This is a genomic window from Bacteroides sp. MSSM.1001136sp1_RTP21357st2_D2_RTP21359_211015, from assembly GCF_040913205.1.
Classification (GTDB): Bacteria; Bacteroidota; Bacteroidia; order Bacteroidales; family Bacteroidaceae; genus Bacteroides; species Bacteroides ovatus.
On the sequence record NZ_JBDFVF010000063.1, the window covers coordinates 1 to 12,321 of the forward strand.

The following is a 12,321-nucleotide window of genomic DNA, read 5'->3' on the forward strand; positions in this document are numbered from 1 at the left end:
GAAAAGGCTAATGACTAAAAAGGGATCATTAGCCTTTTTATTTTAATACACTATATAGAATCGCGGAGACGCTTACGACTGTGAAGGATGTGAAAGAGGTATTTTCACTCAACGAATCACGTAAAAAGACTGATAAATTGAGACTTATCTCAATGTGAAGAGAATGAACAAAGGGCACAAAAAAAGAGCGAATCATTCCGCCCCACCTTTAAAGAATCCCCATAAATGGGATTCTTCTTTTTCTTCATCTTTCATTTACTCTTTACCTGAAAACGTCTTTTTCCTAATACCTAATCAAAACAATCTTTTTCCTAAAAACTAATCTTAAAATCTAATACCTTAGTTTTATAAACTAATACCTTTTAATTATTACCTTTTTCTAATACCTAAAATATAAGTAGTTTCACAACTACACTGCAAAGGTATAGCTGTTTGCGAAAACAGCAAAAGCCATCATACAAAAAATTACATTCAGACTTATTTTTTTGACTTATGTCAAGACGTAGGGTAGATTTTGAGTGTAAACCTCACGTTTATTTTCACAACAATCCGCATTTTCAACAAATCTTTCCTTTTACTCTCTAGTTGCACTCATAATTGAGCAAGCACACAACTAACAAAAAGAAAGCAAAACAAGGGATTGAAAAGACAAACTATTGCCATTCCATCCCAAAATATACAATCACAAAAGCCAATAAGCGGTCTATTTTCGAACAATCTGCATATTTCTAACCCGAAATTACGACGTTTTTTTCAGTTAAGCCGGATTCCTCCTCGGATTTTCAGAAGCAAAAACAGCTTGAAGATACAAGTCTCACAACTTTTCTGTAACTTTGCAGCGTTTGATAATAAATAAGATAGGAATGGATTTTAAGTACGACGTAATTGTAATTGGTGCCGGACATGCTGGTTGTGAAGCAGCGGCAGCCGCTGCTAATTTAGGTTCCAAAACTTGTCTCATCACTATGGACATGAACAAGATTGGACAGATGAGTTGCAATCCGGCTGTAGGAGGAATCGCCAAAGGACAAATTGTACGTGAAATAGATGCATTGGGTGGACAGATGGGATTAGTGACAGATGAGACTGCCATTCAATTCCGAATTCTAAACCGCTCGAAAGGTCCAGCCATGTGGAGCCCCCGCGCCCAATGCGACCGGGCTAAGTTCATTTGGTCCTGGCGAGAGAAACTGGAAAATACACCCAACCTTCATATCTGGCAAGATACCGTATGTGAACTGCTCGTAGAAAACGGTGAGGTCACAGGATTGGTCACCGCATGGGGCGTCACCTTCAAAGCGAAATGCATTGTGCTCACCGCAGGAACTTTCCTCAACGGACTGATGCATGTAGGACGTCATAAATTACCGGGAGGAAGAATGGCCGAACCGGCTTCCTATCAGTTGACCGAATCCATCGCCCGCCACGGTATCACCTACGGAAGAATGAAAACCGGTACTCCGGTACGAATTGACGCACGTAGTGTTCATTTTGACCAGATGGAAACACAAGACGGCGAATCGGACTTCCACAAGTTCTCATTCATGAATACTAGCACGCACCACTTAAAGCAACTTCAATGCTGGACATGCTACACTAATGAAGAAGTACACCGGATTCTGCGTGAAGGTTTGCCGGATTCTCCCCTGTTCAACGGACAGATTCAAAGTATCGGGCCACGCTATTGTCCGAGCATCGAAACCAAGATTGTCACTTTCCCGGATAAAGATCAGCACCAGTTATTTCTCGAACCGGAAGGAGAAACGACACAAGAGTTATATCTTAACGGATTCTCTTCTTCGCTTCCGATGGAAATACAAATTGCAGCATTAAAACAAATCCCGGCTTTCAAAGATCTGGTTATCTACCGCCCGGGATACGCTATCGAATATGACTATTTCGATCCGACTCAATTAAAACATACGTTGGAATCGAAGATTATCAAAAATTTGTTCTTTGCCGGACAAGTAAACGGAACCACCGGATACGAGGAAGCAGGAGGACAAGGATTGATAGCCGGTATCAATGCACACATTAACTGCCACGGCGGAGAAGCATTTACTTTGGCTCGCGATGAAGCATATATTGGCGTATTAATCGACGATTTGGTTACCAAAGGTGTGGATGAACCTTACCGTATGTTTACCTCGCGTGCGGAATACCGCATTCTGCTTCGCATGGATGATGCCGATATGCGCTTAACAGAGAAAGCATTTAAGCTTGGGTTGGCAAAAGAAGATCGATATCAGTTAGTAAGAGGCAAGAAAGAAGCCGTGGAACAAATCATTTCTTTCGCGCGCAACTATTCGATGAAACCGGCACTAATCAACAATGCTCTCGAAAAGATAGGGACAACGCCCCTACGTCAAGGTTGTAAGTTGATAGAGATTCTGAACCGCCCGCAAGTGACAATAGAAAATATAGCAGAATATGTTCCGGCGTTTCAACGCGAACTGGAAAAAGCGACGAGTTCGGATCAAGACCGGAAAGAAGAGATTCTCGAAGCTGCCGAAATCCTAATCAAGTATCAAGGATATATTGATAGAGAGAGAATGATAGCTGAAAAACTTGCACGATTGGAGAGTATTAAGATTAAAGGAAAATTTGACTATTCCACCATTCAATCCCTTTCCACCGAAGCTCGGCAAAAGCTGGCAAAGATAAATCCGGAAACAATCGCGCAAGCGAGCAGAATTCCGGGAGTCTCTCCTAGCGACATCAACGTGCTGCTGGTGCTTTCGGGACGATAAGCGGCAACGTTTCACGTGAAACAAAGCATTTAAAGAAACGATATAATTCAATGATTATGAGCAAAGAAACACTAATCAAAAGCATTCGGGAAGTACCCGATTTTCCGATTCCCGGAATCCTGTTCTACGACGTCACTACTCTATTCAAAGATCCATGGTGCTTGCAGGAATTATCCAATATCATGTTCGATATGTATAAGGATAAAGGAATCACCAAAGTGGTGGGTATAGAATCAAGAGGCTTTATTATGGGACCGATTCTGGCAACCCGTCTGAACGCCGGTTTTATTCCAATCCGCAAGCCGGGCAAACTCCCAGCAGAAACGATTGAAGAAAGCTACGATAAGGAGTATGGCAAAGACACGGTGCAAATTCACAAAGATGCACTGGACGAAAACGACGTAATTCTACTACATGATGATTTGCTGGCAACAGGAGGCACCATGAAAGCAGCTTGCGAATTGGTGAAAAGACTAAAGCCTAAAAAGGTATATGTAAACTTCATCATCGAATTGAAAGAACTGAATGGAAAATCTTTGTTCGGAGATGACGTAGAAGTAGAATCGGTATTGTCTTTATAAAGGATTTGCCTCTATTTGCAGAGAATGTGTCAAAAGTAAGCAGCTAGCGATCTTTCGTACCTAACAATTATGAATACAGAACCAGAAAGCAGAGCCAATGAATATTTGAAAGGGATTGTAGCCAACCTTCCCGAGAAACCGGGTATTTACCAATACTTGAACACGGAGGGCACAATTATATACGTTGGAAAGGCTAAAAATCTAAAGAAAAGAGTCTACTCCTACTTCAGCAAAGAGCATGAACCGGGAAAGACACGAGTGCTGGTCAGCAAAATCGCCGATATTCGTTATATTGTAGTCAACACGGAAGAAGATGCGTTATTGCTGGAGAATAATCTGATAAAGAAATATAAGCCGCGCTACAACGTTCTATTAAAGGATGACAAGACATACCCTTCTATTTGCGTACAAAACGAGTATTTTCCCAGAGTTTTCAGAACAAGGAAGATTATCAGGAACGGTTCTTCGTATTATGGACCGTATAGTCACATACCATCCATGTATGCGGTACTGGATCTGATAAAGCATTTATATCCTTTGCGAACTTGCAGTTTAAACCTAACTCCGGAGAATATACGGGCTGGTAAGTTTAACGTATGCCTGGAATATCATATAAAGAACTGCGCAGGACCATGCATCGGGCTACAATCACAGGAGGATTATCTCAAAAACATTGATGAAATCAAAGAGATCCTAAAAGGAAATACACAAGAAATCAGCCGTATGTTACTGGAAAGGATGCAGACATTAGCTGGTGAGATGAAGTTTGAAGAAGCACAGAAGGTGAAAGAGAAATATCTTCTGATAGAAAATTACCGTTCCAAATCGGAGGTAGTAAGTGCTGTATTGCACAACATAGATGTATTTTCTATTGAAGAGGACGAGTCCAATTCCGCTTTCATCAACTATCTGCATATTACAAACGGTGCCATTAACCAGGCGTTTACATTCGAATATAAAAAGAAGCTGAATGAATCAAAAGAAGAGCTTTTGACACTGGGTATTATCGAAATGCGGGAACGCTATAAGAGTCAATCCAGAGAGATTATAGTGCCTTTTGAACTTGATTTGGAGCTAAACAACATCGTATTTACCGTTCCACAGCGGGGAGATAAAAAGAAATTGCTGGATCTTTCGATTCTAAACGTGAAGCAATACAAAGCCGACCGTCTAAAACAGGCGGAAAAGCTGAATCCGGAGCAAAGAAGTATGCGATTAATGAAAGAGATACAGCAAGAGTTGCATCTGGACAGACCGCCTTTGCAAATTGAATGCTTTGACAACTCAAACATACAGGGTTCTGATGCCGTGGCCGCTTGCGTTGTCTTTAAAAAGGCTAAACCCTCAAAGAAGGATTATCGGAAATACAATATAAAGACGGTTGTAGGACCTGACGACTATGCATCCATGAAAGAGGTCGTCAGAAGACGTTATCAGCGCGCTATTGAAGAAAACACCCCTCTGCCCGACCTGATTATCACCGATGGTGGAAAAGGCCAAATGGAGGTCGTTAGAGAGGTGATTGAAGATGAGCTGAACTTAACAATCCCGATTGCCGGACTGGCAAAGGACAATCGCCATCGCACATCGGAACTGCTTTTCGGATTTCCTCCGCAGACTATCGGTATCAAACAGCAAAGCCCGTTATTCCGTTTGCTGACACAGATTCAGGATGAGGTGCACCGCTTTGCCATCAGTTTCCATCGTGATAAACGCAGCAAACGGCAGGTAGCATCGGCATTAGACAATATCAAAGGGATTGGAGAAAAGACAAAAACAGCGCTTCTGAAAGAATTTAAGAGCGTAAAACGGATCAAAGAAGCCTCTTTTGAGGAGATTTCCGCTGTGATTGGAGAAGCGAAAGCCAAGACTGTAAAAGAAGGTTTAGATAACGAACAACAATAAGGAAATACGTCAGCCAAGGCGGCACTGTTCGAAAGTTCGAGCAGTGCCGCTCTAAATTTCAAACCATAACAATCAATAAGTTGATTATCACTACCAAGATAGCGAATTGACAACAAATAATAACGAATAGTCCTATTGACTACGGAGCGAATTCACAATATTTTCCCACCAACACACCGTTTTCTCTTCTGAATTTTGTAAATTTGCCTTTCCTAATCATGAAATAGAATAAATAACAATGAGAATAGTCATACAACGGGTAAGCCATGCGTCAGTAACCATTGAAGGACACTGTAAGTCGTCCATTGGGAAAGGGATGCTGATATTAGTCGGTATTGAAGAAGCAGACGGGCAGGAAGATATCGACTGGCTCTGCAAGAAGATTGTAAATCTACGTATCTTCGATGATGAGAATGGTGTAATGAACAAATCTATCTTAGAAGATGGAGGTGAGATTCTGGTTATCAGCCAGTTCACGCTACACGCTTCTACCAAGAAAGGAAATCGCCCCTCCTATATCAAAGCTGCCAAGCCGGATGTCTCTATCCCACTCTACGAACAATTCTGCAAAGATTTAAGCGGTGCATTGGGAAAAGAAATAGGCACAGGCATCTTTGGGGCAGACATGAAAGTTGAACTTTTAAACGACGGTCCCGTTACTATATGCATGGATACAAAAAACAAAGAATAATAACCAACCATCAACAATTATGACTCTGGAAGAAGCACAGAAACAAGTGGACCAATGGGTGAAAACATACGGCGTCCGCTACTTCAGCGAGTTGACCAATATGGCAGTTCTGACGGAAGAAGTAGGAGAACTGGCGCGTGTCATGGCCCGCAAATATGGAGATCAATCCTTTAAAGAGGGAGAGAAAGATAATATAGATGAAGAGATAGCAGACGTTTTATGGGTGCTTCTCTGCATTGCCAACCAGACAGGTGTAGACATAACCACTGCTTTCCAGAAAAGCATGGATAAGAAAACGAAACGAGATAATAAAAGACATATCAACAACCCAAAACTGAAAGATCATGGAAGAGAATAACTCACAGCCCAACAAGTACAATGCCGCATTGGCAAAGTATAATACCAATCTGAGCGATGCAGATATTCAAGCTCGCGTAGCTGAATTGATTGAGAAAAAAGTGCCGGAAAACAACACGGAAGATGTTAAGAAGTTCCTGTTCAACTGTATTGATCTGACTACTTTGAATAGTACAGACAGTGACAAAAGTGTGATGCACTTTACCGAAAAAGTCAATCAGTTTGACGACGAATATCCTGATCTGAAAAATGTTGCAGCAATCTGTGTATACCCCAATTTTGCAGCCATCGTTAAGAATACGCTGGAGGTAGACAGAGTCAATATAGCCTGTGTATCAGGAGGTTTCCCCTCTTCACAGACATTTATAGAAGTAAAAGTGGCAGAAACAGCATTAGCAATCGCAGAAGGTGCAGATGAAATAGATATTGTCATTTCCATCGGCAAATTCCTAAGCGGAGACTACGAAGGAATGTGTGAAGAAATACAGGAATTAAAGGAAGTTTGCAAGGAACGCCACCTCAAAGTGATCCTCGAAACTGGTGCACTAAAGAGTGCTTCCAACATCAAGAAAGCCTCTATCCTATCCATGTACTCGGGCGCAGACTTCATCAAAACTTCCACCGGCAAGCAACAGCCTGCCGCTACTCCGGAAGCCGCTTATGTGATGTGTGAAGCCATCAAAGAATACTACCAGAAGACCGGAATCAAGATTGGATTCAAACCGGCGGGTGGCATCAATACCGTTAATGATGCGATTATTTACTACACAATTGTAAAAGAGCTATTGGGTGAAGAATGGCTGGATAATCAACTGTTCCGCCTGGGAACCAGCCGCTTAGCCAACCTCCTTCTTTCTGACATCAAAGGGGAAGAAATCAAGTTCTTCTAAGCTAAAGGCTACATTAGCAATCAAATACGCCTTACCGCGCGATTCCCGTACTCCGGGAACCGACGCGGTATTTTTTATTTAAGAAAATCTAAAGATAGTTACAGGAGAATTCAGAAAAATACTTATCTTTGTAAAAGGTTTAGCGATGAAAATATAGCTAATTAGTTATATTAGAGAACGTTTCATTTATTACCAATTCCTGGAATTCGGCAAAATTCAAAGTTATGAATGGTAATAAGCAAACGGGTCTCACGCACCTTCATGTATATACTTTTGTTATATATCGAATGGAGCGTGGGACTGTTGCTTGTATACTCATAACGGCTTGCCGAAGCCTCAGGAAAATACATGGCAACAGTTCTCACGCTTTTCATGAACCTTTGGAGGTATTAGGATGGACGCATATACAAGAACCTTAAGATTCAATCACAACCCTCTGAACCTCATCCTCGGAGCAGAGAAAAAGAAGGGACTACGCATCGGTTATATGGAAGCCGGACTGCAAGGCTTCTATCTCAACTCCATGGAGACCGGAATCCATCCGCAAAAGCTATCCAAACTGCTAACAGAGGAGTTTCACTGCACCGATAATGAGTCCGCCACCGGACTATTCCAGTTCCTTATCAACGAAGGCGACAGAGTCTCCTACCAGATTATGCTCCCCTATTTACTCTCTACAGAGAACATCAACGAGTTCGAAAACATCATTCAAAAGCGTTTTTTCGGAGTGGAACGCTTTATCCGTCAAGGAAAGAATCTATACAAATTTGTGAAATATACAGAGGAAAGAAGGGATCCTATTATATGGATAAATGACTTGGAAAAAGGCATTATCGGATGGGATATGGGACTGCTTGTGAGCCTGGCGCGCGCCTCCCAAGCATGTGGTCACATCACCAAAGAGAAAGCCTGGGACTACATAGAGCAAGCCGCCAAATTATGTTCTTTAGATCTTCATACAGCGGAAGAAATAGACAAGAGTTTCCTTTTAGGAAAAGCGATGAAATCGGAAAAGATAGAAGATTGGGACCGGTTATTATTGTGCTATTCACTTCTGGCAAAATACCGGAAGTAACTATTTTTCGCGGTCTACTACATAATCCAGATAAGCCCGGAGAGCTGCACAGATATCGGAATCCGGCAAAGAAGCCAATAGATTGAAGGCTTTTTGCTTATAGACATTCATAGTCTGAACCGCATATTCAATACCTCCGTTTTCTTTAATAAACGAAATCAAATGAGCTATTTCATCGAGAGTAGCCGTACCCTCCTTTACTTTGATTGCAATTTCTTGCGCTTCCTCGTTTTTCGTCGTATTCAGCACATACAAAGCGGGTAATGTCAGTTTACCTTCAAGCATATCATTACCCGTAGGTTTACCAATTTCCTTATTATCAAAGTAATCGAAAATATCATCTTTTATCTGGAAACAGATACCAATATATTCGCCCAGCAAACGGGCAAGTTCAGCTTCCCCCTCACCCACACCTACCGAGAAAGCGGCAGCCTTTGTGCAGGCAGCAAAAAGAGCAGCAGTTTTCTTGCGGATTACATCAAAATAGACTTCCTCGGAAAAACTGTGATTACTTACATTTGAAAGCTGAAGCAACTCACCGTCAGCAAGATCCTGTCCAAGAGTGGACACAAGCTGAATAATACGATGACTGTTTGTCAGTTCGGCGTGTACAAGGCTGGTTGCCAATAAATAGTCACCCGTCAGCACCGCTACTTTATTATTAAAGATAGCATTTACCGAGAGCTGTCCACGACGTTCGGAACTTTCATCCACTACGTCATCATGTACCAGGCTGGCCGTATGAAGGAGTTCCAGTGAAACAGCCGCATGAAGAGTGGAAGGACATATAGCTCCATAAAGACGTGCCACGAGTAAAACAAGAATAGGCCGCATCATCTTACCATTCCTCTGCCGTATGTGAGATACGACGCTATCGAGCAATGCATTTGAACTGGAGAGAGAACTATCAAAAAGTTCTTTGAAGTCGCCCAGTTCCGCTTCAATCGGAGTTCTGATAAGTGAGATACTGTCCATTTATTACACAATTTGAGCACAAAAGTAATAATAAAACGCTTAATACCGTATTTTTTTGTACTTTTACCATGAAAAATTAATTAAATCTATGGATTCAGGTAATAAATTATTTCTTTTAGACGCTTATGCATTGATATATCGGGCGTATTACGCCTTTATTAAGAACCCAAGAATCAATTCCAAAGGATTCAACACTTCAGCCATACTGGGTTTTGTGAACACCCTCGAAGAAGTATTGAAAAAAGAGAATCCCACTCATATAGGAGTAGCCTTCGACCCCGCAGGTCCCACCTTCCGCCACGAGGCTTTTGAACAATATAAAGCGCAACGCGAAGAAACTCCGGAAGCAATTCGTCTTTCCGTACCTATTATAAAGGATATTATACGCGCCTACCGCATCCCCATTCTGGAAGTGGCAGGCTACGAAGCCGATGATGTGATAGGTACGCTCGCTACCGAAGCCGGTCGCCAGGGTATCACTACCTATATGATGACTCCCGACAAAGATTACGGGCAGCTGGTAAGTGACAAAGTATTTATGTATCGCCCCAAACACACAGGAGGTTTCGAAGTGATGGGAGTGGAGGAAGTGAAAGCCAAGTTTGACATTCAGTCTCCGACACAGGTGATCGATATGCTCGGACTGATGGGCGACTCTTCAGATAACATTCCCGGATGTCCGGGAGTAGGAGAAAAGACTGCTCAAAAACTGGTCTCCGAATTCGGAAGCATCGAGAACCTATTGGAACATACCGACCAACTGAAAGGAGCATTGAAAACAAAAGTGGAAACCAATCGGGAAATGATTACGTTCTCGAAATTTCTCGCCACCATTAAAATCGATGTCCCTATCCAACTTGAGATGGATGCTCTTGTCCGCGAAGAAGCAGACGAGAATTCACTCCGCAGCATTTTCGAGGAATTGGAATTTAGAACACTCATCGACCGGGTGCTCAAAAAAGATATTTCCGGAAACGGAATAACCTCTGCCACCGGAAGCAAAGTTGCTACTGGAAAAAGTGCCCCCTCTCCTCTTCCACTTTTTCCCGAAGAAGGAGGCGGAATGCAAGGCGATTTATTTGCGAATTTCACGCCCGATGAACCGGGTGAAGCAAAAAAATCGAACCTAGAGACGTTAGAATCGCTCACTTATAGCTATCAACTTATTGATACAGAGGAGAAAAGGCAGGAAATTATTCAAAAGTTACTTACATCGAAAATTCTCTCGTTAGATACGGAAACCACCGGAACCGAACCAATGGATGCCGAATTAGTCGGAATGAGCTTTTCGATTGCAGAGAATGAAGCTTTTTATGTTCCCGTACCATCGGACCAAGACGAAGCGTTAAAAATCGTAAATGAGTTCCGTCCGGTCTTCGAAAATGAGAATTCGTTAAAAGTCGGACAAAATATCAAGTACGACATGATTGTTCTTCAAAATTATGGCGCAACAGTAAAAGGTCCACTTTTCGATACGATGATCGCTCATTATGTTCTTCAACCGGAACTTCGTCATGGCATGGATTATCTTGCGGAAATTTACCTGCACTATCAGACTATCCACATTGACGAACTGATAGGTCCCAAAGGAAAGAATCAGAAGAACATGCGCGATCTCGACCCGAAAGATGTATATCTATATGCCTGCGAAGATGCAGACGTAACTCTGAAACTGAAAAATGTATTGGAGAAAGAACTGAAAGAAAATGACGCAGAACGTTTGTTCTATGATATAGAAATGCCGCTAGTTCCCGTATTGGTTAATATAGAACGGAACGGGGTATTGCTGGATACGGAAGCATTGAAGCAGTCGTCCGCCCATTTCACCGCCCAGATGGAGCAAATCGAAAAAGAGATTTACGAATTGGCCGGTGAGACTTTCAATATCGCTTCGCCCAAACAAGTCGGTGAGGTACTGTTTGACAAACTGAAAATCGTAGAGAAGGCAAAAAAGACTAAGACCGGCCAGTACGTCACCTCAGAAGAAGTGCTCGAAAGCCTCCGGCACAAACATCCGGTAGTAGAAAAGATTCTGGAACATCGCGGACTGAAAAAGCTATTGGGCACGTATATCGACGCACTCCCTCAGCTTATCAATCCACGTACAGGAAGGGTGCACACCTCTTTCAACCAGACTGTAACCGCTACGGGACGCCTTAGTTCAAGCAATCCGAACTTACAAAATATCCCTATCCGCGACGAGAATGGAAAAGAAATCCGCAAGGCTTTCATCCCCGATGAAGGCTGCCTCTTCTTCTCTGCCGACTATTCGCAAATTGAATTGCGCATCATGGCACACCTTAGCGAGGATAAGAATATGATTGATGCTTTCCTTAGCAATCACGATATTCATGCGGCCACTGCTGCCAAAGTTTATAAGATCGACCTGAAAGACGTAGGTTCCGACATGCGCCGTAAAGCCAAGACTGCCAATTTCGGTATCATCTATGGCATATCCGTATTTGGTCTTGCCGAACGAATGAATGTAGATCGTAAAGAAGCCAAAGAGTTAATCGACGGTTACTTTGAAACTTATCCGGGAGTGAAAGCATATATGGATAAAAGCATTCAGGTGGCCCAGGAAAAAGGCTATGTGGAAACAATCTTCCATCGGAAGCGCTTCTTACCGGACATCAATTCGCGGAATGCCGTTGTACGCGGATATGCGGAACGAAATGCCATCAACGCCCCTATCCAGGGAAGTGCGGCAGATATTATAAAAGTAGCAATGGCACGTATCTATCAACGGTTCCAGACCGAAGGAATACAAGCCAAAATGATCCTGCAAGTACATGACGAATTAAATTTCAGCGTTCCTGTCAATGAAAAAGAGCGTGTAGAAGAAATCGTCATCGAAGAAATGGAGAAAGCATACCGCATGCACGTCCCCTTGAAAGCAGATTGCGGATGGGGCAAAAACTGGCTTGAGGCACATTAAACCATCAAGTGAATAAAGGCCACCTCAATAAGGAATTGCTATCTTTTAGACACTAATTACACAAGGAGACTCCACCTTATCAGCAGGGAAAACGCATTATAAATCATGTAAAATAAGTTCCCATAAGAATTCATTATCCCACCCTGCTATTAATCTTTT

9 protein-coding genes are annotated in these 12,321 nt (G+C 42.4%); 8 read left to right on the forward strand and 1 reads right to left on the reverse strand.

The window, feature by feature from the left end:
• The first annotated feature begins 863 nt into the window (after window positions 1-863).
• The 7 genes from mnmG (at window position 864) to AB5217_RS24410 (ending at window position 8,249) form a co-directional block, all read left to right on the forward strand.
• Window positions 864-2,750, forward strand: coding sequence for a tRNA uridine-5-carboxymethylaminomethyl(34) synthesis enzyme MnmG (gene mnmG / locus AB5217_RS24380; RefSeq protein WP_032842845.1), 1,887 nt, complete (start codon window positions 864-866; stop codon window positions 2,748-2,750).
• 50 nt (window positions 2,751-2,800) lie between these two features.
• Window positions 2,801-3,331, forward strand: a complete 531-nt coding sequence (locus tag AB5217_RS24385; RefSeq protein ID WP_004296718.1) for an adenine phosphoribosyltransferase — start codon at window positions 2,801-2,803, stop codon at window positions 3,329-3,331.
• 69 nt (window positions 3,332-3,400) lie between these two features.
• Window positions 3,401-5,236, forward strand: a complete 1,836-nt coding sequence (gene uvrC, locus AB5217_RS24390) for an excinuclease ABC subunit UvrC (protein ID WP_009001401.1) — start codon at window positions 3,401-3,403, stop codon at window positions 5,234-5,236.
• A gap of 238 nt (window positions 5,237-5,474) precedes the next feature.
• Complete coding sequence (gene dtd, locus AB5217_RS24395; protein WP_008023798.1) at window positions 5,475-5,927, forward strand: D-aminoacyl-tRNA deacylase; 453 nt, start codon at window positions 5,475-5,477, stop codon at window positions 5,925-5,927.
• 19 nt (window positions 5,928-5,946) lie between these two features.
• Window positions 5,947-6,285 carry a nucleotide pyrophosphohydrolase gene (locus AB5217_RS24400; protein WP_004296714.1) on the forward strand — a complete coding sequence of 113 codons (339 nt, stop codon included), beginning with the start codon at window positions 5,947-5,949 and terminating at the stop codon, window positions 6,283-6,285.
• The gene (gene deoC, locus AB5217_RS24405; protein WP_009001400.1) at window positions 6,272-7,174 is read left to right on the forward strand and encodes a deoxyribose-phosphate aldolase; all 903 of its coding nucleotides are present in this window, start codon (window positions 6,272-6,274) and stop codon (window positions 7,172-7,174) included. Before AB5217_RS24400 ends, deoC begins: the two co-directional genes overlap by 14 nt.
• A 394-nt stretch (window positions 7,175-7,568) precedes the next feature.
• A complete protein-coding gene (locus AB5217_RS24410; protein WP_008023795.1) occupies window positions 7,569-8,249 on the forward strand; it encodes a DUF1266 domain-containing protein in 681 nt (226 codons plus the stop codon).
• Here AB5217_RS24410 and AB5217_RS24415 read toward each other — a convergent pair whose 3' ends face one another.
• Window positions 8,250-9,224 carry a polyprenyl synthetase family protein gene (locus tag AB5217_RS24415; RefSeq protein WP_004296710.1) on the reverse strand — a complete coding sequence of 325 codons (975 nt, stop codon included), beginning with the start codon at window positions 9,222-9,224 and terminating at the stop codon, window positions 8,250-8,252.
• An 88-nt stretch (window positions 9,225-9,312) separates the two neighbouring features.
• Between AB5217_RS24415 and polA the strand changes: the two genes are divergently transcribed.
• Window positions 9,313-12,162 (forward strand): DNA polymerase I, encoded by a 2,850-nt coding sequence (polA, locus tag AB5217_RS24420; protein WP_115484380.1) that lies wholly within the window; start codon window positions 9,313-9,315, stop codon window positions 12,160-12,162.
• Window positions 12,163-12,321 lie beyond the last annotated feature (159 nt).